At 74.1% G+C, this 23,095-nt stretch carries 19 protein-coding genes; 9 read left to right on the forward strand and 10 right to left on the reverse strand.

Annotated elements, in window-relative coordinates; all coding sequences use genetic code 11:
* Positions 1 to 2: 2 nt before the first annotated feature.
* Positions 3 to 917 (reverse strand): MBL fold metallo-hydrolase, encoded by a 915-nt coding sequence (locus tag ACH5AR_RS20035; protein WP_396302774.1) that lies wholly within the window; start codon positions 915 to 917, stop codon positions 3 to 5.
* A gap of 178 nt (positions 918 to 1,095) precedes the next feature.
* On the opposite strand from ACH5AR_RS20035, the gene ACH5AR_RS20040 reads away from it, so the two are divergent.
* From ACH5AR_RS20040 to ACH5AR_RS20050, 3 genes are all read left to right on the forward strand, one after another.
* Positions 1,096 to 3,885 carry an AAA family ATPase gene (locus tag ACH5AR_RS20040; RefSeq protein ID WP_396302775.1) on the forward strand — a complete coding sequence of 930 codons (2,790 nt, stop codon included), beginning with the start codon at positions 1,096 to 1,098 and terminating at the stop codon, positions 3,883 to 3,885.
* 438 nt (positions 3,886 to 4,323) lie between these two features.
* Positions 4,324 to 8,001: a hypothetical protein gene (locus ACH5AR_RS20045; RefSeq protein WP_396302776.1), complete on the forward strand. Its 3,678-nt coding sequence runs from the start codon at positions 4,324 to 4,326 to the stop codon at positions 7,999 to 8,001.
* 689 nt (positions 8,002 to 8,690) lie between these two features.
* Positions 8,691 to 9,314 carry a transglycosylase family protein gene (locus tag ACH5AR_RS20050; RefSeq protein WP_396302777.1) on the forward strand — a complete coding sequence of 208 codons (624 nt, stop codon included), beginning with the start codon at positions 8,691 to 8,693 and terminating at the stop codon, positions 9,312 to 9,314.
* A 126-nt stretch (positions 9,315 to 9,440) separates the two neighbouring features.
* Here ACH5AR_RS20050 and ACH5AR_RS20055 read toward each other — a convergent pair whose 3' ends face one another.
* The gene (locus ACH5AR_RS20055) at positions 9,441 to 9,860 is read right to left on the reverse strand and encodes a TetR/AcrR family transcriptional regulator (protein WP_396302778.1); all 420 of its coding nucleotides are present in this window, start codon (positions 9,858 to 9,860) and stop codon (positions 9,441 to 9,443) included.
* Between the two features lie 181 nt (positions 9,861 to 10,041).
* Positions 10,042 to 10,389: a hypothetical protein gene (locus tag ACH5AR_RS20060; RefSeq protein WP_396302779.1), complete on the reverse strand. Its 348-nt coding sequence runs from the start codon at positions 10,387 to 10,389 to the stop codon at positions 10,042 to 10,044.
* Positions 10,390 to 10,559: 170 nt separating this feature from the next.
* Between ACH5AR_RS20060 and ACH5AR_RS20065 the strand changes: the two genes are divergently transcribed.
* A complete protein-coding gene (locus ACH5AR_RS20065) occupies positions 10,560 to 11,357 on the forward strand; it encodes a LuxR C-terminal-related transcriptional regulator (RefSeq protein WP_396302780.1) in 798 nt (265 codons plus the stop codon).
* 199 nt (positions 11,358 to 11,556) lie between these two features.
* On the opposite strand, the gene ACH5AR_RS20070 is transcribed toward ACH5AR_RS20065, so the two are convergent.
* From ACH5AR_RS20070 to ACH5AR_RS20085, 4 genes are read right to left on the reverse strand one after another with little or no spacing between them, the layout of a single operon-like run.
* Entirely contained in the window at positions 11,557 to 11,739 is a 183-nt protein-coding gene (locus tag ACH5AR_RS20070) for a hypothetical protein (RefSeq protein ID WP_396302781.1), read from the reverse strand.
* Positions 11,736 to 13,844, reverse strand: a complete 2,109-nt coding sequence (locus tag ACH5AR_RS20075) for a xanthine dehydrogenase family protein molybdopterin-binding subunit (protein WP_396302782.1) — start codon at positions 13,842 to 13,844, stop codon at positions 11,736 to 11,738. Before ACH5AR_RS20075 ends, ACH5AR_RS20070 begins: the two co-directional genes overlap by 4 nt.
* Positions 13,841 to 14,845, reverse strand: coding sequence for an FAD binding domain-containing protein (locus ACH5AR_RS20080; protein ID WP_396302783.1), 1,005 nt, complete (start codon positions 14,843 to 14,845; stop codon positions 13,841 to 13,843). Before ACH5AR_RS20080 ends, ACH5AR_RS20075 begins: the two co-directional genes overlap by 4 nt.
* Positions 14,842 to 15,456: a (2Fe-2S)-binding protein gene (locus ACH5AR_RS20085; protein ID WP_396302784.1), complete on the reverse strand. Its 615-nt coding sequence runs from the start codon at positions 15,454 to 15,456 to the stop codon at positions 14,842 to 14,844. Before ACH5AR_RS20085 ends, ACH5AR_RS20080 begins: the two co-directional genes overlap by 4 nt.
* 997 nt (positions 15,457 to 16,453) lie before the next feature.
* Between ACH5AR_RS20085 and ACH5AR_RS20090 the strand changes: the two genes are divergently transcribed.
* Both ACH5AR_RS20090 and ACH5AR_RS20095 read left to right on the forward strand, forming a co-directional pair.
* The gene (locus ACH5AR_RS20090; protein WP_396302785.1) at positions 16,454 to 16,834 is read left to right on the forward strand and encodes an SsgA family sporulation/cell division regulator; all 381 of its coding nucleotides are present in this window, start codon (positions 16,454 to 16,456) and stop codon (positions 16,832 to 16,834) included.
* A 475-nt stretch (positions 16,835 to 17,309) separates the two neighbouring features.
* Positions 17,310 to 18,284, forward strand: a complete 975-nt coding sequence (locus ACH5AR_RS20095) for a helix-turn-helix transcriptional regulator (protein ID WP_396302786.1) — start codon at positions 17,310 to 17,312, stop codon at positions 18,282 to 18,284.
* On the opposite strand, the gene ACH5AR_RS20100 is transcribed toward ACH5AR_RS20095, so the two are convergent.
* Positions 18,180 to 19,256 (reverse strand): GlxA family transcriptional regulator, encoded by a 1,077-nt coding sequence (locus ACH5AR_RS20100; protein WP_396302787.1) that lies wholly within the window; start codon positions 19,254 to 19,256, stop codon positions 18,180 to 18,182. The genes ACH5AR_RS20095 and ACH5AR_RS20100 overlap by 105 nt on opposite strands.
* A gap of 221 nt (positions 19,257 to 19,477) precedes the next feature.
* On the opposite strand from ACH5AR_RS20100, the gene ACH5AR_RS20105 reads away from it, so the two are divergent.
* The 3 genes from ACH5AR_RS20105 to ACH5AR_RS20115 all read left to right on the forward strand — a co-directional run bounded on the left by ACH5AR_RS20105 (position 19,478) and on the right by ACH5AR_RS20115 (position 20,531).
* Positions 19,478 to 19,660, forward strand: coding sequence for a hypothetical protein (locus ACH5AR_RS20105; protein WP_396302788.1), 183 nt, complete (start codon positions 19,478 to 19,480; stop codon positions 19,658 to 19,660).
* On the forward strand, positions 19,660 to 20,013 hold the full coding sequence (locus tag ACH5AR_RS20110; RefSeq protein WP_396302789.1) for a hypothetical protein: 354 nt from the start codon (positions 19,660 to 19,662) through the stop codon (positions 20,011 to 20,013). Before ACH5AR_RS20105 ends, ACH5AR_RS20110 begins: the two co-directional genes overlap by 1 nt.
* A gap of 125 nt (positions 20,014 to 20,138) precedes the next feature.
* On the forward strand, positions 20,139 to 20,531 hold the full coding sequence (locus tag ACH5AR_RS20115) for an STAS domain-containing protein (protein ID WP_396302790.1): 393 nt from the start codon (positions 20,139 to 20,141) through the stop codon (positions 20,529 to 20,531).
* Between the two features lie 120 nt (positions 20,532 to 20,651).
* Here ACH5AR_RS20115 and ACH5AR_RS20120 read toward each other — a convergent pair whose 3' ends face one another.
* Both ACH5AR_RS20120 and ACH5AR_RS20125 read right to left on the reverse strand, forming a co-directional pair.
* Positions 20,652 to 21,629, reverse strand: a complete 978-nt coding sequence (locus ACH5AR_RS20120) for an SDR family NAD(P)-dependent oxidoreductase (protein ID WP_396302791.1) — start codon at positions 21,627 to 21,629, stop codon at positions 20,652 to 20,654.
* Between the two features lie 31 nt (positions 21,630 to 21,660).
* Entirely contained in the window at positions 21,661 to 22,845 is a 1,185-nt protein-coding gene (locus tag ACH5AR_RS20125; RefSeq protein WP_396302792.1) for an alcohol dehydrogenase catalytic domain-containing protein, read from the reverse strand.
* Positions 22,846 to 23,095: the final 250 nt, after the last annotated feature.

Consider the following 23,095-nt stretch of genomic DNA (forward strand, 5'->3'; position numbering starts at 1 on the left):
ACTCAGGCGTGCTCGGTGTACGGGGCGAAGGGGGCCCAGCCCGTGATGGCGAACTTGTCCCCCTCTCGTGCCACTTCGGCGGCACCGTGGCCGCCCAGGTGCGCGGGGATCACGAGTGCGTTGTTGTCGGCCGCCCAGCCCAGCACCTTGCGGCGGGTGGCGCGGGCGCCCGCGGGGTCCTCGCAGAAGCAGCTGTTGGAGTCGGGCTCGATGATCTGCACGGGGCTGTGCAGCATGTCGCCGACGAACACGGCGCGGTCCGTCCCCGAGGTGAGGGTCAGTACGGAGGATCCGGGGGTGTGTCCGGGAGCCGCGTCCAGGCGGAGGCCGGCGTCGATCTGGTGGCTGTTCTCCCACAGCAACGTCCGGCCGGCCTGGTGCACCGGGGCCACGCTGTCCTCGAAGACGTTCTGGTTGCCGCGGCCCAGCAGCGGCTTGTGGCCGTTCTCGGGGTTCCAGAAGTCGAAGTCGTCCTTCGGCATCAGGTAGGTGGCGTTGGGGAAGGTGGGCACCCACCGCCGGCCGTCCAGGTACGTGTTCCAGCCGACGTGATCGATGTGGAGATGGGTGTTGATCACGATGTCCACGTCCTCGGGTGCGACGCCGACGCGCGCGAGATTGGCCAGGAAGCCTGTTTCGAGGCGGTTCCAGACCGGCGCGTACGGGCGGTCCTTGTGGTTGCCCACGCCGGTGTCGACGAGGATGGTCTTGCCTCCGCTGCGCAGCAGCCAGGTCTGGATCGCGGAATTCACGATATTGGTCTCGGAATCCAGGAAATGCGGGGTCAGCCAGGGCGCGCCGTCGTCCCACACGTGCTTCGGGCTTTCCGGGAAGAAGGTGTCGGGCGTCATTTCGACGGAGCCGAAGTACTCCCATACCCGGGTGATGGAGACGTCGCCTAGCGTGATTTGTTCCATGAGGCGTCCTTGGGAATGCGGAGGTTTTCCTGGAACCGTACGAGCGGCCTGGGCGCGCGCGGTATCCGTAACGTGACTGCACCTGCGCGCATGGCCCGGGCACCGGGCCCGGCCGCTTGTATCCTGGACGGGCCGGGCAAGGCCACCCCGGTCGAAAGCCGCAATTCCGGGAGACTCCGTGGACGAGCACGCTGGCGGCCGCGGTGCGGTCGTGGGACCGGAGCCGGATCCGGGGGCGCTGATCGTCGGCCGGGACGCGGAATCGGCACGCCTCTTTCGTGCGGTGGACTCCGTGTCGGCCGATCCGGTGCTGATGCTGGTCGGTGACGTGGGCACGGGGAAGAGCGTGCTGCTGGAGCACGCGGTGCGCCGGGCTGAAGCCGGCGGTGCTCGCATCCTGCGTGCCGAGGGGAGCGAGTCGGAGTCGAGCCTGGCCTTCTCCGCACTGCATCAGTTGCTGCGGCCGGTGCCGGCCGAGGTGGACAGACTGCCGGGGAGGCAGCGCGCTGCGATGCAGGACGCGTTCGGCGAGGGGTCGGCCACGTCGGGACCCGGTCTCATGCTGGTCGGGGTAGCCGTCCTGAGCCTGCTGTCCGGCCTGGGCGACCGCCGTCCCGTGCTCGTGGTGCTGGACGATGTGCAGTGGTTCGATCGTGCTTCCCTGGATGCGCTGTCCTTCGCTGCCAGACGGTTGGACGGTGAACCGGTCACGATGCTGATCGGGGCCCGTGACGGCGATCACCTTCGGGGACTCGACCGTCACGTGCCGATGCTCACCCTGGGGCCGCTCGACAACGCTGCGGCCAATCAGCTGCTGGACCTGCAGCCGAAGAGCCCCGCCGGCCACACCAGGTCGCGGATCCTCGACCAGGCAGGCGGCAACCCGCTGGCGCTGGTGGAACTGACGAGGACGGCGTCGGCACACGACACGGCTGCGGGGCTGCCGTCCGCAGGTCCGCTTCCGCTCACCGATCGCCTGGAGCGGATCTTCGCCGCCCGCCTGAGCGGCCTCCCCGCCTCCACCACGCGGGCCCTGCTGCTCCTGGCCGCCATGGACAGCGCCGACTCAGCGATCGCCGCCTCGGCGGGACTGCCGCGCGCCGAGGACGCGGCCTGGCTGCCGGCCGAGCAGGCCGGGCTGGTCCGGCGGATCGGCCGGGACGTCCGGTTCCGCCACCCACTGGTCCGGTCCGCCGTGTATCACGCCGCGTCCCTGGCTGCCCAGCGCGAGGCACACCTCGCGCTCGCCGAACTGCTGCGGGACGAACCGGACCGGCGCGCCTGGCACCTGGCCGCCGCCAGCCCGCACCCGGACGCGGCCGTGTCGGCGGAACTGGAGCGGACCGCCGACCGGGCCCGCCGCCGCGGCGGCCATGCAGCGGCGGCCCAGGCCCTGCAGCGCGCCGCGGAACTCGCACCGCGGCGCGAGGACAGCGCCCAGCTGCTGGTCGAAGCCGCCGCGGCGGCCGTGTTCACGGGAGACATCGCCTGGGTCGAGGAACTGGTCGCCGCGGCACACGCGCGCACGGATGACGCAACCCTGCTGGCCTCCGCCGCTGTGCAAGCCGGACGGCTGGCGGTCTTGACCGGACGCCACACGATGGTCTTCTCCCGACTGGCCGGCGCTGCCGAGGAGTTGGCGGCCTCCCAGCCCGCCGCCGCGCTGGACCTCGTGGCCGGCGCCGCCGTGGTCCGCTTCTACTCCGGAGAGGAAACCCAGCGCCACCGCATCCAGGACCTCCTGCGGCGCATTCCCGAGAACGCCTCGCAGGCAGGCTTGCGCACCTGGGTGGGTGCCGTCTCGGACCCCTTCGACGACCGGGCCCGACTCGTCTCTGCGCTGCCGCGGTTGGCCACCGAGGCGGAAGCCCGGCCGGAGCGGCTCACCACCGTCGGGATCATGGCGTGGCTCCTGGATGAGACCCCACAGGCCGTCCGCGCCTTCGACGAGGCCTTCGACCGCTGGGAGCTGCAGGGAGCGCTGCCCGAGGGGTTGGGCGGCGCGGTCGCCTGGGCCTACGTGGAGCGAGGCAGGTGGGAACAGGCCCGTGAGGCCTGCACCCGCACCACCGCGGTCGGCCGGGCGGCCGGCCTCGACCACGCCGTGGCCTGTGCGGCTGCCGTGGACGCCACCGTGCTGGCCTTCCAGGGCGATGCTTCCTCGGCCCGGACCCGGGCCGAGGAAGCGCTCGCTCTCATCGATCCGCTGGAAAGCCGCTCAGTCTCCGTCTATGCCCGTCGTGCGCTCGGTGCCGCGGCAGCCGCGGAAGGCGCCTACGAGACCGCGTACGACCAACTCCGCATGGTCTTCACGGCCGACGGCGCGCCCGTGCACTACCACGCCGCCTACCCGGCCGTCGCGGATCTGGCGGCCGCCGCTGTGCGCTGCGGCCGCCATGAGGAGGCTGTCGCGATCGTCGAGCGCTCGGCGTCCGCGCTGGCGGACAACGCTTCGCCTCGTCTGCGTGCGCTGATCAGCCGAGCCCGTGGCCTGCTGGCGGACCCCGCGGCCGCCGAACCGCACTTCCGGGCGGCTCTGGCGGATCCGGTACTGGAGTACTGGCCCTTCGAACGCGCACAGACCCTGCTCGACCTCGCCGAGTGGCTGCGGCGCCGTCGGCGCGTCGCAGAGGCGCGGGGGCCGCTCACCGAGGCCCTGGAGACCTTCCGTCGCCTGGGCGCGCGCCCGTGGATCGAGCGGGCCCGGGCCGAATCGCGCGCCGCCGGCCTCGACGTCACGGACGCGGCCCCCGACGCGCTCGCCGAACTCTCCCCGCAACAGCAGCAGATCGTCCGGCTTGCTGCCCGCGGGCTGACCAACCGTGAGATCGGCGAGAAGCTCTTCCTCTCCCCGCGCACGGTCAGCTCGCACCTCTACCGCAGCTTCCCCAGACTGGGCATCACCGCCCGTTCCCAACTGCGCGACCTCATCGAGGGCACCCCCGCGACGGCGGCCCACCAGGAATAGGGGCACGCCCGGCCACGGAAGCAGTCACCTGTCTGCTCAAAGGCGGCGGAGCCGGCGTCCGCGGAGTCGAACGACGTCTCGACCGGCTGCACACCTCCGCGCTGCTGCTCCAGGAATTCCTGTACGAGGCTCCCGTCGGGCTGCTCCGCGGCGGGCGATCGACGGGCTGGTGGCCGGCGCCCGTACCGAGGCTCTGATGCAGGACCAGGGTGCTGCCGGGCTGCCGCTACCTCGTCCCCGGGGTCCCGAGGCCATCGTTCATGAATACTTCGCCGAAATCGTATGGATTCCCCGAGTCGCTCGCACGTCGTCTCTGGTATGTGATGAGACGTCATTTCACCATGCTGGCAGGCCACTTGAACCACATCTTGGCCAGGTCACGTTCCTCCGGTTGAACCACGCCCCGTGTTTCGACCGTTGAGATGGAACAGGACTCAGATGAGAAGAACGTTCGTACAGCGAATACGACTTCTGACCGTCCCCCTTGCCGTATCCCTGCTCACCGGACTGGCCGCCGTGTCCACCGCGCAGCCCTCGGCGGCGGCCGACACCCCCGCCGTCCCTGCCGTGAACGACTTCAAGGCCGCGACCTTCGGCCTCGGGTTCGGCAACTCCGACGAGCGGTGGGCCACCCAGGTCGCCAACCTGGCCGCCGACAACGACGTCGTGGCGCTCCAGGAGGTGCCGGACGCCCCCTACCGGGGGTACGCCGCGAGCGAGAAGGTGCTGTCCTCGCAGCCCTACACGGACGAGAACGGACAGCCGGGCCTCCTGCGCACGCTGCACTACGACTGGAACCCGAGCGGCACCCAGCCGCTGCACGTCTACAAGCTGACCACCCAGGGCCGCGACCGGGCGGTCGCGCTGGTGACCCGCGTTCCGGCCACCAGCGTCATCTCGCTGCCGCAGGACGGCAACCTGAGCAACTTCCGGGCCGTCCTGGGGGCCGACCTCACCAATGCCAACGGCCGGCGCGCCGTCTTCTACAGCCTCCGCACCACCGCGCCCGGCGGCACCGACGGGCCGGGCCTGGTCGAGCAGGCGGCGGCGAAGGCCGACGGCGCGCAGTGGGCCGTCCTGGGCGGCTTCGAGCAGGAGCCGACCTGGAGCCCGACCCCGGCGGGTGCCCGCATCGTGGCCGGCCAGGGCAACACCTACGACTGCACCACCCCAGCCCCGGCCCATAAGTACGACTACATGGTCACCAACTCGCCCGACCCGCTGCTGACGGCCGCCGCCGTCCCCGGCGTGTGCTCCGGCCGCTCCGCGGTGCAGGTCAAGGGCCCCCTCGCGTCCTGCGGCAACTTCGGCGCGAGCAGCACCCCGTGCGCGCCGCCGAGCTCGAACGCGGCGCGCAGCACCAGTGTGAGCCTGCAGAACCGCACCGGCTGCAACCTGGTCCTGGAGCAGCGGGACCTGCCGCACGGCATCTGGACGTACGCGGCCCCGGCGCAGATCGGGCGGGACCAGAGCGCGGCCTGGGCGTCCGAGAGCAACGGCATCCTGACCGGCACGGAGGCGTCCGTCCGGTACACCACGGCGAGTTGCCTGACCCCGAGCAACGACAACCGCCAGGTCAAGCTGCACTGGGACAACCCGTACGCGGGCGCCAACTCCTACGACGAGGCGGGCAGCGACCGCTCCGCGTTCAAGATCACCCGCGAGGGCGGCGTCGGCAACAACGCCACCGTGTACTGGACGGTGCAGCAGAAGCCGCTGGCCATCGTGTCGATGGGTGACAGCTACATGTCCGGCGAGGCCGGCCGCTGGGCCGGCAACGGCAACGGCCAGGACAAGGGCTCGGCCTTCGGCACGGACCGCTCGTCGGTCGACTGCAACGCCAACGAGACCGGCTGCCGGCACGACCTGACGAAGGTCTACGGGTCGACGAGCTACGAGGGCGGCAACAGGTGCGACCGCTCCGACGTGTCGGAGATCGCCGGAGCCGTGGTCGAGAACATCCCGCCGGAGCGCCGGTTCAACCTGGCCTGCTCCGGGGCGGTCACGGACAACGTGCTCCAGAGCACGTTCAAGGGCGAGGCCCCGCAGATCCAGCAGTTGCAGACCCTGGCGCAGAACTACAACGTCCGGCTGGTGGCCCTGTCCATCGGGGGGAACGACCTCGACTTCTCGGGGGTCGTGACCGCGTGCGCGTCCGCCTTCATGCTCGGCAGGGCGCACTGCGCGCCGGGGATGAAGGACGAGTTCGCGGCCAGGCTCCCCGCTGTCGAGGACAAGGTGGTGGCCACGCTGAACGCCGTCCACACCACCATGGGCAACCAGGGCTACGACCGCAAGGGCTACCGCCTGGTGTCCCAGTCCTACCCGGCCCCGCTCGCCCGGGGCAACACCGCCACCGACACCAGGCAGTTCCGGTACCCGGGCGAGGGGTACGAGCGCCAGAACGACGGCGGTTGCCCCTTCTACAACGAGGACGCCACCTGGGCCCGGGACACGGTCATCCCGTCCATCGCCACGATGCTGAAGAGCGCCGCCCGGCGCGCGGACGCGTTCTCCCTCGACCTGCAGGACGCCATCAACGGGCACGAGCTGTGCCGCTACGGCACCTCGCAGGCCGTGAACGGCAACACCCTCGCCAACCCGCTGCCGGCGGAGAAGGCCGAGTGGTCGCGGTGGGTCCCGACCGTGCTCCCGTGGGGCGGCCAGGGTGATCGGCAGGAGGCCATCCACCCGAACGCCTTCGGCCAGAAGGCGATGAGCAGCTGCCTGAGCCAGGCGAGCGTCCAGATGAGCACCGGCGGACGCGAGTTCGCGTGCCGCTCCTCGGCCGGGTCCGCGACGCCCTCCCTGCAGACGGTCACCACCGACCCGAACTACCTGAACGACTCGGTGAACCGGGCCGCCGCGTTCCTCGCCGCCGCCCAGGACCGCACCGGTTCCGTCATCGACGTGGACCACACCCCGCCGCCGGTGGACCCGATCACCGGGCTGCCGCTGCCGGTGGTCCCCGCGCAGCGGGCGAAGCTGGGCGTGCCGTCGAGCTACATGGGCGGCCACTTCGGCCCCGGCGCCACCTTCGGGCCGGACGGCTACCAGTCCTCGTTCACCTACGACAACGCCCTCGTCGTCTACGCGTTCCTCACGCAGGGCGGCGACGGCGTCGCCCGCGCCAGGACCCTGGGCGACAGCCTGCTGTACGCCCAGGACCACGATCCGGTGAACGACGGCCGGATCCGGGCGTCCTACCTGCCGAACCCGTTCATCACCACCCTCGGCCGGGACTACCCCGTCGGCACGCCGTACATCGGCGGCTGGTCGGTGTACACCGGGAACATGGCCTGGGCCGGCATGGCGTTCTGCCAGCTGTACAAGGCCACCGGCGACTCCCGGTACCTCAACGGCGCGCTGCGGGCGGCCAACTGGATCCAAACCAACTCCGCCGACGACCGCGGCGCCGGGGGCTACACCGGCGGCTTCGCCGACACCTCCCCGCTGGAGAACGGCAGTGGCATGGTCAAGCGGACGTGGAAGGCCACCGAGCACAACATCGACGTCGGCGCCTTCTTCACCATGCTCAACCAGCAGACCGGCGACCAGGTGTGGAAGGACCGCGCGGACAGGGCGTTCGCCTTCGTCAAGAGCATGGTCAGCGCCGACAGCAACCACCTGTGGACCGGCACCGGCCTGGACGGGGTCAGCCTCAACGAGGACTCCGTCCCCGCGGACGTCCAGGTCTGGGCCTACCTCGCCACCCTGGACCCGGCCTACAGCCGCACCTCCGACTGGGCCGCGGGCCGCATGGCCGCCACCGACGGCCCGGTCGACCCCGCCACCGGCCAGAAGATGTTCAAGGGCATCAGCTTCGGCACCGCCGACGTCTCCGGCGTCTGGTTCGAGGGCACCGCGCACCTGCTGGCCGTCTACCAGACGCGCAAGGCGCCGGGGGACGCGGAGAAGGCCGCGGAGCTGATCGCCACGCTGCAGAGGGCCCAGAACCACGCCGAGAACACCGACGGCACGGGCATCGTCGCGGCCTCCCACGACGGCCTCCAGACCGGGCAGGGCAAGGACGACCTGTACTACTCCGCCCTCCACACCGGCGCCACCGCCTGGTACGTCGCCGCCGCGAAGGGAGGCAACCCGTTCCGCCTCTGATCCGGCCGGTCCCGTGACCTGATGACCCGCTGAACAACTGAAACCCTGTGCCCGGTACCGGATGCCTCCGGTACCGGGCACAGGCGCAGCGGGTTCGTCCGGGTGAGCGTGCGAGGTGTTGCGGGGGCGCACGGGGCGGCGGGCGTGGTCTCATGGCGGCTTCCGGTCGGGGGCCGGGCGGCGCGGGCGGGTGGAGTGGCCCGGCGCCCGAGGACTCCCGCGGGTGGGCGGCGAGCAGGTGACGCTCCGTGCACCCCTCTTGCTTCAGAGCCGCCGAACAGCGCCGAAGCCACGCCCCAGTGCCCGTCTCCGCCGGTCTCGACGAGGCCGTCCGGAGGACCCTCAGCCGGCCCGGCCGGTGACCGGCCGGACCGGGCGGTCACCTGATCGGGGGTCACGGGCGCGCGGATCCGGCTACGTGGTGGCCGAGGTCGGCCATCGCCTTCCCGGCCGGGGTGATGACGGTGGTGCAGGCGGCTGTCCGGTGGAGCAGCTGCGTGCCTGCGACGGCCGGCCCGGGCCGGCGGGCGTGCTCGGCGGCCGTACCCGCTGCCCGGCGTTGGAGTGGCGTCCGGCCGCCGCCCGGGGGGATACGTGGTTCCGGCGGCTGGGAGGGGCGGCCCCGGGGGAACGGAGGAGGTCCGGGTGCTTCGGCGCCTGTGCTCTTGTCCCCGAGCTGTGGAGCTTCCATGCCGTTCGTCCCCGCGATGCTGCGCCGTCTGTTCGTCGTCCTTCTTCCTCTGCTCGTGTTCGCCACGGTGTTCGGAGGGCCGGGGGCGCCGCCCGCCGTCGGAGCGCCGACGGGGGTGAAGGCGGGCACGGACTGGGACGCCCTGGCCCGGTGTGAGAGCGGCGGACGGTGGGGCATCAACACCGGCAACGGCTACTACGGAGGCCTTCAGTTCGACGCGGCGACCTGGCGTGCCAACGGTGGGCTCGCCTACGCACCGCGCGCGGACCAGGCGACGAGGGAACAGCAGATCGCGGTGGCCGAGCACCTCGCCGCGCGGCGGGGCCTGGCCCCGTGGCCGGCGTGCGGCGCCCGGGCGGCCCGGGACGCCGGCCGTCCCGCCGCCCACCACGGTGTCGACGCTCGCGCCCACCGGCCGGTGCAGGCCCGCCCGCACACCACCGTCCCGCACACGGGAGCCTCGGACACCTGGACGGTGGAGGAGGGGGACACCCTCAGCGGCGTCGCCCAGGAACTGGGTTTCCCCGGCGGATGGCCGGCCCTCCATGACCTCAACCGCGACACCGTCGGCGACGACCCCGACCTGCTCTTCCCCGGCCAGGTACTCTCCCTGAGCTCCTGAGCCCGGCCCCGGCCCGCCACCGGCGCCCTCTGCCGGGCCCCGCGGGGAACCGCGCTGCGAGCGGCCGCGCAACCGCCACGGCGAAGACCGGCCCGGCCCGCCCCGGCCTCGCCCTCGGTCCCGACTTCAAGGGTGCCGACCGGGTCCGTTGGAGTGAGCGGAGGCCGGACCACCGGGCGGCGCGGACAGGCTCAGCGTGCGGCTGCCCCACGGCTCGATGGAGGCGGCCAGCATCGCGGCCGGCTCGGTGTGGGCGCGGATACGCGGCTGCATGAAGGCGCGCGCCTCGTCCTGGACGGTGTCGACGACCGACTGGAACAGGTCCTCCTTGTCGTCGAAGTGGTAGGAGATCAGACGCACGCTGGAGATCCTGGCCCGTTTCGCGATCTGTGCGAACGAGGCACGGGCGTACCCGAGTTCGGCGACGGTCTCGATGGCGGCGGCGATGATCTGGGCACGGCGCGCGTCGGTGACGAAGCTGCGGCCGGACGGCGACCGCCACGGCCCGACAGCGGGCCGGGACAGCAGCGCGGCGCCGCGGGGCACAGCGGGCCGGTGGCGGGACGGGCCGGGGAGGCGAAGGCGCCGGGCTGCGGCCGGATGACGACCGCCACGGCCCGACGCCGGGGCGGCGGCCGAGGACGACGCCCCCGGGCACAGGTGCCGGCAGCAGCGTTGCCCCGCCGTGCGCCGGCCTGCCGCCCGGCGGGGCGCGGTTCGCCCTACCTCAGCACTGCACGTCCACGGACGTGACCAGGACGTTCCGGTCCAACCCCCGGGTCTGCCACGCGAAGACGGTGTCCGTCAGGAGGTTCTCGTAGTGGACGACGAACGTGTTGCCGTGGGCCTGGCCCAGGCGGTAGTAGTCGTGGATCGGGTGCACGCCGCAGCCGTCCACGTTCCAGACCGGGGTCGCCCCGCCCTTGGCGAGGGCGATGCACGCCCTGCCGTAGTCGCACTGGACGCTCCAGTACCCGCCGGCGGCGGAGGCCGGCCCGGCGGCGAAGACGACGGCGGTTCCGACGGCGGCGGCCAGCGCGGAGGCTCGGCCCAGGCGACGGGTGTTCGACTTCATTCTCGGACTCCTCTTCGAAGAACGGGTGTTCCACACGGATTCACTGAATGTCGTGTACATACCTTTCCGCTCGCGTAAGCCTGCCAGGCCGGGGCAGGCTCCCCCAGTGGCAGTTCTGCGTATTGACACCGCCGCCTGCCCGCTCCGGCACGCCGTCACCAGGAGGGACAGTGCCCGACAACGCCCGGTACACCGCGCGGCTCTACCGGCGGATGCACGACCTGGCCGTGGCGGCCTTGCACGAGCGGGACCCTTCCGCGCTCCACGGGCTCGTCCTGGCCGAACTGCTGAGCGCGTGCGCTGCCGAGGTCGTCGTGTTCAAAGAGGGGGACTGGCGCATGGACGCGGGGCCCATGACCATCGCCACCAGCAGCGGCGCGGCCACCGCGCTCACCGACGAGAGGGCACGCCGTCAGATCAGGACCGGACGCCCCTTCTCCGACTACTACGCGACGACGCCCGGCACCGCGCCGCTCACAGCCCAGGAGATCGGCCGGACACTGGACCTGGGGGACGTCCGCAGGTTCGCCCCCGGCCGCCGCTTCGCCTTCGGCATCCCCCTGCCGGGCACGTACGACCCCGTCCGCGGCTACGTGCTGCTCCGCCCGGACGACGCGTTCACCGCCTCGGACTGCGCCTACGGAGCCCGGATCCAGCCGCTGCTCCGCGCTGTCGACCGGCAGTGGGAACTGCTGTCCCAGTGGCATGCCGTGCGCCGGCCCCCGCCCTTTGGCGGCGAGGCGACCGGGGATCAGGCTCCGCCCGTCGACGCGGGGCTCACGCCACGTGAGGCGGCCGTCCTCCTTCTCCTCGCGGACGCGCTCACCGCCGCCGCGATCGGCCGACGCCTCGGCATCACCACCCGCACCGCCAACAAGCACATCGAACGGATCTACCGCAAGCTCGGCACCCGCGACCGCGTCTCCACCCTCAACCGGGCCCGGACCGGCGGGCTTCTTCCGCACTGACCCCGCGCCCCGGGAACGGGGTTCTCACCTCCTGCGGCGGCACCCGCCAGGCGATGGCTTCGCCGGCCGGGTCCGCCTTTGCCCGCCGACCGGGACGGCGAGGCGGGCCGTGGCCTCTGCCTCGGCGGCCGTCGGGGCGGTCGCGCTCGCCATGCCCCGCCACCCGGCCGCCCCGCCTCGGCGGCCCGCCGGGCGGTGGTCAGTCGGCGGCGGCCGGAACGGCGGCGGGGACCGGGTCGGGCGGCGGCAGCGATGCCGAGCCGGGGCTTTGCGGCTGCTGCGGGACGGCGGAGGAGGCGCCGCCGCGCCGGGCGCCCCGGGCGTGCTCGGTGCCCGCTTCGGCGGGTTCCCGGCGAGGGGCCGTCGGAGGCTTCGCGGTCACCGCCCGGGCCGGTCCTCCAGGGCGGGCAGGACCTTGTCCAGCGTGATCGGCAGGTCCCGGACCCGCACGCCGCAGGCGTGCCACACGGCGTTGGCGACCGCGGCGGCCGTGCCGACGATGCCGATCTCGCCGATGCCCTTGGTCCCCATGGCGTTGACGTGGGGGTCGTGCTCGGCGAGCCAGTGCGCCTCGACCCTGTCGACGTCCGCGTTGGCCGTGATGTGGTAGTCGGCGAGGTCGTGGTTGACGACGTGGCCGGTGCGGGGGTCGAGCACGCCGTTCTCGTGCAGCGCCATCGACAGCCCCATCGTCATCCCGCCGACGAACTGGGAGCGCGCCGTGCGGGGGTTGACGATCCGGCCCGCGGCGAACACGCCCAGCAGGCGCGGGACCCTCACCTCGCCGGTGTCCGCGTGGACGCGCGCCTCGGCGAACTGCGCGCCGTAGGCGTGCATCGCGTAGCGGTCGTCGGCCGGCCCGACGGAGCCGGACGCCTCGGCCCCCTCCGGCGGCCGGCTCCCGTAGCGCGCGCGGAAGGCGCTCGCGGCCTCGACCACGGCCGAGCCCCACGTCGTCGTGCCGGAGGAGCCGCCGGCCACCGACGCCACCGGGTAGCGCGTGTCGCCGATCCGCACGTCCACCTCCGCCACCGGCACGCCGAGCGCGTCCGCGGCGATCTGCGCCAGCGTGGTCCACGTGCCGGTGCCGAGGTCGGCCGCGCCGATCTCGACGGCGTGGCGCCCGCCCTCCCACCGGATCGTGGCCGTCGACGTCGGCATCCGGCTGACCGGGTAGGTGGAGGCCGCCACGCCCGTGCCGACCAGCCAGTCGCCGTCGCGGCGCACGCCGGGCCGCGGGTCGCGCCGCGACCAGTCGAACCGGGCCGCTCCCTCCCGCAGGCAGCCGACCAGGTTCCGGCTGGAGAAGGGCTTGCCGGAGCCGGGCTCGACGGCGGGCTCGTTGCGGATCCGCAGCTCGACCGGGTCCAGGCCCAGGCGCTCGGCCAGCTCGTCCATCGCCACCTCGGGGCCGAACATGCCGGGGCACTCGCCGGGCGCGCGCATCCAGGACGGCACCGGGACGTCGAGGGCGGCCAGCCGGTGGGTGGTGCGGCGGTTGGGCGAGGCGTACATCGTGCGCGCGGGCACACCGGTCTGCTCGGCGAACTCCTTGACGCGCGAGGTGTGTTCGACGACATCGACGGCGAGGGCGGTGATCCTGCCGTCGCGGTCGGCGGCCAGCCGGCAGCGCTGGAGGGTCGGGGTGCGGTGGCCGGTGAGGGAGTACATCTGCGCGCGGGTCAGGGCCAGGCGCACCGCCCGGCCGGGGAGCGCGCGGGCGGCCAGCGCGGCGAGCACCACGTTGACGTGCGGCTGCCCCTTGGAGCCGAACCCGCCCCCCACGTACGGGCAGACCACCCGCACCCGCGCCTCGTCGAGGCCGAACACCGACGCCACGGTGGCACGCGCCGGGTGGACGCCCTGGGTGGAGTCCCACAGCGTGAGCCGCCCGCCGTCCGCCGGCTCCCACAGGGCGACGGTGGCGTGCGGCTCCATCGGGTTGTTGTGGTACATCGCGGTGGTGTACGTGCGGTCGACGCTCACCGGCGCGGCCGCCATCGCGGCGTCGACGTCGCCCTCGGCGGTGTCGGTGGGAAGGTCCGGGTTCACCGCTTCGGGCGCGTACAGGTCGTCGCGGTCGGCCCGCAGCCCGACGTCGTGCGCCTGCTGCGCGTAGCCGACCCGGACGAGGGCGGCCGCGTGCCGCGCCGCCTCCGAGCTCTCGGCGACGACCAGGGCCAGGGCCTGGCCCCGGAAGTCGACCCGGGTGTCCTGCAAGGCGGCCAGCTCGCGGTCCCCGGTGGAGGCCAGGCGCTCCGCGGTACGCGGGGTGAGCACCGCGAGCACGCCGTCGAGCGCCTCGGCGGCGGCGGTGTCCAGCTCCGTCACGTGCCCGCGCGCGATCGTGGACCGGACCACGTGCAGGTGGGCCGCGTCGGGCGGCGCGGCCTCGTCGGCGTAGGGGGCGGTGCCCAGGACCTTGACGGCGCCGTCCCGGCGGGGCAGGTCGCGGCCGACGGCGGCGGGCTCGTCCGGGAACGTCATGGGGCGTCCTCTCCGGCCAGGCCGCGCAGGGTGGCGGCCAGGGTGCGGCGCAGCAGGGGGATCTTGAACGCGTTGCCGCCGTCCAGGCCCTCGGCGGGGCGGGCGGCGGCGAGTTCCGCGTCGGCGGCGGCCCGGTAGGCGTCCTCCGAGGCCGGGGCGCCGCGCAGGGCCTCCTCGGCCCGGTGGGCGCGCCAGGGCGCGTGCGCGACGCCGCCGAACGCGACGCGGGCGTCCACGATCACCCCGTCCCGGACGTCGAGTGCGGCGGCCACGCTGACCAGGGCGAACGCGTAGGAGGCGCGGTCGCGCACCTTGCGGTAGGCCGAGCGGCGGGCGATGGGCTGGGCCGGCAGGTCGATCGCGGTGATCAGCTCGCCGTGTTCGAGCACCGTGTCGCGCTGGGGGGTGTCGCCGGGCAGGCGGTGCAGGGCGGTGAAGGGGACCGTGCGCTCGCCGTGCGGGCCGAGCACCCGCACCTGTGCCCCGAGCGCGGCCATCGCCACGGCCATGTCGGAGGGGTGGACCGCGATGCAGTGCTCGGAGGCGCCGAGGATCGCGTGGTTGCGGGTCCACCCGCCGATCGCGGAACAGCCCGAGCCCGGCTGCCGCTTGTTGCACGGCGTCGTGACGTCCCGGAAGTAGACGCAGCGGGTGCGCTGCAGCGGGTTGCCGCCGGTGGTGGCCATGTTGCGCAGCTGGCCCGACGCGCCCGACAGCAGCGCCTGGGACAGCACCGGGAACCACTCGCGCACCCGCGGGTGCGCGGCGAGCTCGCTGTTGCTGACGCCCGCGCCGATCCGCAGGGCGCCGTCGCCGAGCTCCTCGATCCCGGCCGGCAGGAGGCCGGCGAGGGCGACGACCAGGGAGGGTTCGACGACGCCCAGCTTGAGGTGGTCCACGAGGTTCGTCCCGCCGCCGAGGAACACCGCGTCGGGGTGCGCGGCGACGCTGTGCACGGCTTGGGCGGCGTCGGCGGGGGCGCGGTAGTCGAAGGGCTTCACCCGGAGACCTCCGAGGGGGTGTCCCGCGGGGCCGGGGCGGACCCGGCCGCCTGCAGCACGGCGGTCACGATGTTGACGTAGGCCGCGCAGCGGCACAGGTTGCCGCTCATCCGCTCGGCGATCTCGGCGCGCTCCAGCCGGGGCGCGCCCGGGCCTTCGGTGACGGCGCTCGGCCAGCCCCGGGCGAGCTCGTCGAGCGCGCCGACCGCGGAGACCACCTGTCCCGGGGTGCAGTAGCCGCACTGGAGCGCGTCGCAGTCGACGAAGGCCTCCTGGACGGGGTGCAGGGCGCCGTCGGCGGGCCCCTCGGCGTGCGGTCCGGGGGCGCTGGGTCCGGGGGCGTCCCATGCGCGGGGGTTCGGTGCGTGGGCGGCGAGCCCCTGCGCCGTGACGACGTGCGCGCCGTCCTGGGTGACGGCGAGGGTCAGGCAGCTCAGCACGCGCCGTCCGCCGGACAGCACGGTGCAGGCGCCGCACTGCCCGTGGTCGCAGCCCTTCTTGGGGCTCGTCACCCCCAGCCGTTCCCGCAGGGCGTCGAGCAGTGTCGTACGCGTGTCGACCGTCAGTCGGCGCGGTGCCCCGTCGACCCGCACCGTGATGTCCCTCTCCATCGCACGAGACTCCCCGGCCGCAGCCGCGCTCACACGGTGCGCGACGCACCGTCACACCCGTGGCGGCAGGGTGCATCACGGCGGTGCGCGTCGGGGCGGCGGCGGTCAGTCCTCGGATCTCGGCCTCATCCGCGGGATGAAGCCGGTGCGCCGGTGCCCGCCGGGGGCGGGCGGCTCTTCCGGGGACGGTGGCGCACCGGGGCGGGCGCGCGGTCCGGTGGGACCGTGCCGCTCGCCCGGCGGTCCGGCGCAGGCCCTCGCGGGGCCGTCCCCGTCGGTCGGCCGCGCAGCCGCCGGGGCGGCGTGCCGCCCGCCGCCGGGAGGCCGCCCCGAGGACGGACGGCGCCGGGGGGAGGTCCCGGTCGGCCGCTGCGGCGGTGCGTGGCCCGTGACGGACCCTCGGGCCCTGCCCGGGCGCCGCCCGCCGGTGCCTGCCCGCAGCTGTCCCCGGGGGCTCCGGCTCCGGGTGACCGGACCGGCGGCGGCCCTGCGCGCAGGGGGCACCGACCGCAGCCTCGCGCCGGATCTGGCCGCCGTCACGGCAAGGCCCAGGGCGACGGCCGCCACGGCGACGGCTGCGGCCAGGCGGGACGAGTTCTCGCGCACGCGCGGTATCTCCTTCTGTTCGGATTCCGGCTCGGCCGCCCATCGCGGCCCTTGGGTCGAAGGTCCCCCCGGTGGGGGCGGAAGGCCTTTTCCCGGCCCCCCTCCTGTCGAATTCTTGCAATTCGGGCCGATGAATGGTCGAGTTTCCTGCCAAGAGCTCCGGCCGGCGGTGGCGCGGAATTCTCTCCACCATCCGCCGGAACGCCGGCCCCGCCCCGATCCGACGACCCCGAAGTGAAGGTCTCGGGGCTCCGGAAACAGGGCCTGGCGCAGAAGTTGCATGACTCGTCACAAGAAACGTCGGAAATGACCGTGCCACCGGCCCGCCGACGGCACGGCCGGAACGAGAGGCGATGCAGTGCGGCACTCCACCATCCATGCCTCCCTGGTGATGAACCTCGTGACTCCCACCGGAAGCTCCTTCCGGATCCCGGTGGACCTGATGTACGCGGCCGACGACCCGCTGGCGGTCCGGCTCACCTTCCGCCCCCGCGGGAAGACCCCGGTCAGCTGGTCCTTCGCCCGTGAACTGCTGATTGCGGGGATGAGTGGACCGGCCGGCGACGGCGACGTCCGCATCCGACCGGTCCACGAGGAACTCTCGGAGGTCAGCATCGCGCTCAACTCGCCCGGCGGAAGCGCCCTTCTCCTCACCTCCGGAATTCCGCTGGCCACATTCCTGGTACGCACCAGCAGCCTGGTGCCGATCGGCCGGGAAATCACCGACCAGCGCATCGATGCCGAACTCTCCGCCATCCTCGACGGGAGGTGAGGGCCGTTCGCACCGGCTGCTGACGGAGGACCGGCGTGGTGCCGGGCCGGCGGGCGCCGTCCACGCCGCGGAGGCGACCGGGGCCGGCCGCGGGGCGGCGTGCGCCACCGGCGGATGACGGCTGCCCGCACGGCTTCACTCCTTTGACGACGGTCCGGACGCATGCCCGTCCGGGCGGAGGCCGGCCCGGACGGTCCGGGCCCGGCGGGCCCGCCCGGCAACGGCTTCCGGGCGGGCCCGGTACCGGACTCCCCCAGGAATCCTTTCGGGCCCGGGACAAGCAGGAGGCGCATCTCCCGGGGCACTTCCTGCAGGCCCGGGCGAAGCCCTGCAGGCTCCTGCAAGGACCCGGGGCATTGGTCCCGGGGAATGCGGGCGCAGGTCCCTTGGGGCCGGACGCGGGGCTTCGGTAAGGATCTTTGGCGGGCGGTTCGCCCGGTCCGGACCGCCGACGCACTGCGAGCGGGAGGAACCGGTGGAGAACGTGGGACCCAACATGCTGGCCGCCCTCGGCGTGGACGCGCGGGAGGAGGAGGTCTACCGGCTCGTCCTGCGCTCCCCCGGGATCACGGCCGCAGCCGTCGCCCGCAGCTGCGGCCTCACCGACACCACGGCGAACGCCGTCCTCGACCGGCTCCGGGAGCTGGGCGCGGTCACCGCCACCGGGCCCTCCGCGTTCCGCGGGACCGATCCGAGGAGCGTGGTCGACCGCCTGACCCGGCGCCGCCTGCGCCGCCTGCACCGCGAGGCCCGCCACGTCGCCTCCTCCCGCCACCTCGCGGACAGCCTGCTGGAGGACCAGCGCGCCGGGGACCACGCCCCGACCGGCGAGCTCGGCTTCGTCGAAGGCCTCGCACAGGTCGTCGAGACGGTCGACGACCTGTCCTTCTTCGCCAGGCAGGAGCGGCTGACCACCTACCCGGCGCCGATCCTCGCCGCCGCCCTGGACGACGTCAGGACCCGCGACCTCAAGTACCTGCGCCGCGGCCTGAGGATGCGCACCCTCCTGCCTGCGGGCGTGCTCGACCGCCGCGAGGTCCACCGCTTCGCCACGGAACTGCGCGCCCAGGGCGCGGAGGTCCGCAGCACCGCCCGCCCTCTCGAACGCATGGTCGTCTTCGACCGGCGCACCGCCGTGGTCGCCGCGGACCCGCACGACCCCACCCGCGGCGCCCTGGTCGTCCACCACCCCGGCCTGGTGGCCCTCCTGCTGGACAGCTTCGAGCGCCACTGGGCCCGGTCCGTCGGCCTCGGGGAGCAGCTCACCGACCGCACCGGGCGGCTCGTCCTGCACACCATGGCCCGCGTCGACAAGGACGAGACCGGCGCGCGGGAACTCGGCATGTCACTGCGGACCTACCGCGGCCACATCGCCGCCCTCATGCGCCGCCTGGGAACCACCAACCGGTTCCACACCGCCCTCGCGGCCCGCGACCGCAACTGGATCTGACCCCCACCGCTGCCGGCGGAGCTGCCCGTCGGCCCGCCGGTAGGCCGTGGGCGTCATGCCGTACGCCCGGCGGAAGGCGCGCCGCATGACCTCGGCGCTGGAGTAGCCGGCCGACCTCGCCACCTCCTCCAGGCCGGCCCGCGGGTCTTCCACCAGCTTCCGGCGGGCCGCCTGCAGGCGTACCCGAGCGACGAACCGGCCCGGCGGGACACCCGTCTCGGCGGTGAAGGCCCGGGTGAACTGACGCGGCGAAAGGGCGGCCCGCCAGGCGAGGCTCCCGACGGTGAGGTCCTCGTCGGGGTGGTCGACGATCCACTCCAGGACCTGCCGCAGCCCGCCCCGCTCGGGCTGCGCCGGCCGCAGCTGGGTGCTGATCTGCCGCTGGTGGTGACCGCGGCGCAGGAGGACCACCAGCTGCCTGGCCACCTCCAGGGCGAGCTCCGGTCCGTGGTCGGCCTCCACCAGGGCCAGGGCCAGGTCGATCCCGCTGGTCATGCCGGCCGAGGTCCACACCTGCCCGTCACCGCCGTAGACCGGCCCGGAATCGACCCGCGCGGCCGGAAAGCGGCGGGCCAGGGCCGGGGCGAGCCGCCAGTGCGCCACGGCACGGCGGCCGTCCAGCAAGCCGGCCGCGCCGAGGACGAAGGCTCCCCCGCCGGTCGAGACGATCCTGCGGATACCGGGCGCGTGCTCCTTGAGCCAGGCAGCCACATCCGGGTCGTGCGGGACACCCGGGACCACCACGGTGTCGGGCGCAGGCTCCTTCGCCAGCGCCGACTGCGCGCCCAGGACCAGCCCGCCGCGGGCCGTCACCGGCCTGCCGCCCGGGCTCGCCGTGCGCAGCCGGTAGGCCGGCGGTCTGCGCCCGGGCGCGCAGAGGCGGTTGGCCCAGTCGAAGACCGTCATGGGCCCGGTGACGTCGAGGAGTTCCACGTGGTCCGACAGAACGATGAGCAGGCTCCGGTTTGTCATGGAAAGTCATGAAAGACGCTGGGGGCTCCGAACGCCAAGCCCGGGCGCCGCGGACGGCCCTGCGGCCCGGCGCCGCCCGGGGCGACCGGGGCCCATCAGGACGCGTGTCCCACCCTGGGGGACATCCGGCCCGGCGGCCGTCGCGGACGGGGCGCCGCCGACGGCATGATCACGTACATCCCGTTTCGCCCGGAGACCGGATCGAACGAAGGGCCCCGTCCATGCGGCACGCACGCCTTTCCCCCGGCGTCACCCCGGTCCTCGCCGGCGCCCCGGCCCTCGGCGCCGCTCCGGCGGCGTGGGCGGCGAGCGGTGCCCCCGGTGCCCCGGGGGCCGGCTGGGCGGAAGCTCTCGCCCTGGACGAGCTGCTCCGGATCGACTCGATCCGGGAGAACTACTCGTGATGCCCGCGGCCTTCATCACGCCGGTGCCCGAGCACCGGCAACGAGCCGCGCGCCGGTCCCTGGCAGCCGGCCGGAGGACGGACGCGCTGAAGGCGCTGCGCGCCGAGTCCGACCTGCCGCTCGCGCACGCTCCGGCCGCGCCGGCCCGCCTGGCCGACCGGGCCCTGCCGGTCACTGCCGAGGACGCGGCTGCGGTGCCGGCCGCCGGCGGGCCCGGGCTACGGGAGGACCTTCGGGGGCTGCTGGGCGCCGGACGGCGCGCGGAGGCCGTGCGCCTCCGGCGGAGCGCGACGGGGGGCGGCCTCGACACCGGGCAGCGGATCGCGGCCAGGCTCGTTGAGGAGCCGGCCTGAACGCGCTGCTGCCCGGACGGGCGGTGCCCCCCGCTCGGAGCAGCCGGTGCCGCACGCCACCGGGCGGCGCTGCCCTTGCGGGCCTCGTGGCGGCAGTGTTCCAACCAGCTACGAAAGGCCCGGTCATGCCCCTTCGGCAGCCCGCCCACGCCACGCCCCCCGGCGCCACCCGCCCGCTGCTGCGGATCACCACCGCCCGCACCGCCGACGGGGCCGAGGTCGTCTGCCTCGGCGGGGAGGCCGACCAGGACCAACGCGCCCGGCTCCGGCAGGCCTTCCGGCGCGCCGTGGACGACCGGCCCGAGCGCCTGGTCGTCGACCTCGCCGGCCTCACGTTCTGCGACTCCGCCTGCCTCGACGAGCTGCTCCGGTGCCGCCTGGCGACGCGGGCCGTGGGCATCGCGCTCGCCCTGGCCGCGCCGTCGGCCCGGGCCCGACGGCTGCTGGAGATCACCGGCGCGGACCGGCTCTTCGAGGTCCACGGCAGCGTCCGCGCCGCCCTCCTCCGGGCCGGGTGACCCCGCCGGGAGCAGCCGGTGCAGCACGGCCGGCCCGGGTCGGGGCCTGCGGCGGGCGGCCGCTGCGGCGGTGCGGGGGGGCTTCGGGCGGAGGGATCGGTCTTCCCGGGGTGGGGGTGCTCAGGTGCCGGCGCGGGGTTGGCCGAAGCGGCGTCCGGCGCGGTCCCCGAGGGCGGTGGCCCAGGACGGGAGCGGGCTGGTGCGGGCCGCTTCCGCGCCGGGCACGTCGTGCTCGGGGTCGCGGCCGGGGGCGGGGAGCAGGCGTGCGGCCAGGGTCAGCAGCCTGGTCGTGGTCGCGGGTGCCAGGCCGTGGACGAGCGATCCGACCCGTGCCGCCGGGGTGAGGACGAGTTCGGGGCGCCGGCGCTCGGCGGCGCGGACGATCGCGCGGGCGGCGCGTTCGGCGTCCATCGACAGCAGGGGCAGGCAGGCGGCGGCGGCGAACCACGCGTACTCGGCCGGGGCGCGGCCGTGGAAGCGTGCGGCCGTGTGGGAGCCGGTGCGCATCAGGCCCGGGATCACGGTGGTGACCGAGACGCCGCTGTCGGCCAGTTCCGCCCGGAGGCCCTGGGAGAGCCCGGTGGCCGCGAACTTCGCCGCCACGTAGGGAAGCAGGTGCGGGGCGGGGATCCGGCCGCCGATCGAGGTGATGTTCACGACCGACCCGTGCCCGGACGCCCGCAGGTCCGCCAGCGCGGCGGTGGTCAGGCGCAGTGGTGCGAACAGCATGGTTTCCATGGCCTGGCGGAAGTCGTCCTCGCGCAGGGCGTCGAGGGGTCCGACCTGGATGATGCCGGCGTTGTTGACGAGCAGGTCGAGGGGGCCGAACCGCTCGTGGACGGCGTCCAGGAGCCGTGCCGGGGCCTGGGGGTCGGTGAGGTCGCAGGCGACGCAGGCGCTCTGGGCGCCGTCGGCGTCGAGGCGCCGTCGGGCCCGGCGCAGTTCGTCCTGGTCGCGGGCGCTGAGCATCACCCGGTAGCCGTGGGAGGCGAGTTCGCGGGCGATGAGCCAGCCGAGCCCGCGGGAGGAGCCGGTGACCAGTGCGGTGCGGGTCGCGGGCGGGCCGGGCCGGGCCCGGTTGCGGGAGGGGTGTGCCATGGCGGGCCTCCGGGGGGGCGGGCGGCGCGGGTCAGGGGTGGAAGAGGATCTTGACGGCGCCGTCCTGCTTCTTCTGGAACATCTCGTAGGCCTCGGGTGCCCGGGTGAGCGGGAGGTGGTGGGTGGCGAAGTCGTCGACGCCGAGCGGGTCGCCGTCCAGGAGCAGGGGGAGGATGTCGGGTACCCAGCGGTGGACGTTGGCCTGGCCCATCCGCAGCTGGATCTGCTTGTCGAACATGGTGAGCAGCGGCAGGGGGTCGGTCTGGCCGCCGTAGACGCCGGACAGGGAGATGGTGCCGCCGCGGCGCACGATGTCGATGGCCAGGTGGAGTGCGTGCAGCCGGTCGACGCCGGCGTGTGTCATGAGGGGGGCGGCGATGCGGCTGGGCAGCAGGGTGGTGGCCTTCTGGGCGAGTTCGGCGGCGGGGGATCCGTGGGCTTCCATGCCGACGGCGTCGATGACCGCGTGCGGGCCCCGGCCGTCGGTGAGGTCGCGGATCGTCTCGGGCAGGTCCTTGCCGTGGTCGGTGAGGTTCAGCACGGTGACGCCGCGGGCGCGGGCGCGCTCCAGGCGTTCGGGCACCAGGTCCACGCCGATCACCTGGCCGGCGCCCTGGTGCAGGGCGATCCGGGCGGCCATGTCGCCGATCGGCCCGAGTCCGAGTACGACGAGGCTGCCGTCCTTGGGGAGGTTGGCGTACTGGACGGCCTGCCATGCGGTGGGCAGGACGTCGGAGAGGAACACGAAGCGGTCGTCCGGCGGTCCGTCGGGCACCTTGATCGGCAGGGTGTTGCCGAAGGGGACGCGCAGCAGTTCGGCCTGGCCGCCGGGGACCTGGCCGTAGAGCTTGGTGTAGCCGAACAGGGCCGCGCCGTTGCCGTAGTCGTGGACCTGGGTGGTCTCGCACTGGGAGTGCAGGCCCTCGTCGCAGGTGCGGCAGGTTCCGCAGGAGACGTTGAAGGGGATCACGACCCGGTCCCCGGGGGCGAGCTCGGTGACGTCGCGGCCGGTCTCCTGGACCACGCCCATGGGTTCGTGTCCGAGGATGTCGCCTTCGTCCAGGAACGCTCCGAGGACTTCGTAGAGGTGCAGGTCCGATCCGCACAGGCCGCTGGAGGTGATCTTGACGATGACGTCGGTCGGGTCGGTGATGACCGGGTCGGGCACCGTCTCGATGCGTACGTCCCGCTTTCCGTGCCAGGTCAGGGCCTTCATCTGCGCCACCTCGCTCGCTCGTGACGGACGGGCGCGCGCCGGCGGCCGGGCCGGTTCCCGGTGCGCGCGCCCGGTTGGTCCCTGGTGCGGCTGCCCGGGCGGCCGCTTCGGAAACAGGGGCCCGGCCCGGTGCCCGGGGTGCGCCGGGCCGGCGGGAGGCCGTGCGGGACGGCGTGGCGGCGGCGCGGTCCTGGTCCGGCGGCCGGCGGGGGGCCTCGGCCCGTGCCGGGGTTCGGGCGCCGGGGCTCGG

The sequence above is a fragment of the Kitasatospora sp. NPDC018619 genome (genome assembly GCF_044391605.1).
GTDB lineage: Bacteria > Actinomycetota > Actinomycetes > Streptomycetales > Streptomycetaceae > Kitasatospora.

Coding starts and splice junctions, on each gene's coding strand:
- ACH5AR_RS20035 (WP_396302774.1), bottom strand. CDS start 917: ATGGAACAAATCACGCTAGGCGACGTCTCCATCACCCGGGTATGGGAG.
- ACH5AR_RS20045 (WP_396302776.1), top strand. CDS start 4,324: ATGAGAAGAACGTTCGTACAGCGAATACGACTTCTGACCGTCCCCCTT.
- ACH5AR_RS20050 (WP_396302777.1), top strand. CDS start 8,691: ATGCCGTTCGTCCCCGCGATGCTGCGCCGTCTGTTCGTCGTCCTTCTT.
- ACH5AR_RS20060 (WP_396302779.1), bottom strand. CDS start 10,389: ATGAAGTCGAACACCCGTCGCCTGGGCCGAGCCTCCGCGCTGGCCGCC.
- ACH5AR_RS20075 (WP_396302782.1), bottom strand. CDS start 13,844: ATGACGTTCCCGGACGAGCCCGCCGCCGTCGGCCGCGACCTGCCCCGC.
- ACH5AR_RS20085 (WP_396302784.1), bottom strand. CDS start 15,456: ATGGAGAGGGACATCACGGTGCGGGTCGACGGGGCACCGCGCCGACTG.
- ACH5AR_RS20090 (WP_396302785.1), top strand. CDS start 16,454: ATGAACCTCGTGACTCCCACCGGAAGCTCCTTCCGGATCCCGGTGGAC.
- ACH5AR_RS20100 (WP_396302787.1), bottom strand. CDS start 19,256: ATGACAAACCGGAGCCTGCTCATCGTTCTGTCGGACCACGTGGAACTC.
- ACH5AR_RS20105 (WP_396302788.1), top strand. CDS start 19,478: ATGCGGCACGCACGCCTTTCCCCCGGCGTCACCCCGGTCCTCGCCGGC.
- ACH5AR_RS20110 (WP_396302789.1), top strand. CDS start 19,660: ATGCCCGCGGCCTTCATCACGCCGGTGCCCGAGCACCGGCAACGAGCC.
- ACH5AR_RS20115 (WP_396302790.1), top strand. CDS start 20,139: ATGCCCCTTCGGCAGCCCGCCCACGCCACGCCCCCCGGCGCCACCCGC.
- ACH5AR_RS20120 (WP_396302791.1), bottom strand. CDS start 21,629: ATGGCACACCCCTCCCGCAACCGGGCCCGGCCCGGCCCGCCCGCGACC.
- ACH5AR_RS20125 (WP_396302792.1), bottom strand. CDS start 22,845: ATGAAGGCCCTGACCTGGCACGGAAAGCGGGACGTACGCATCGAGACG.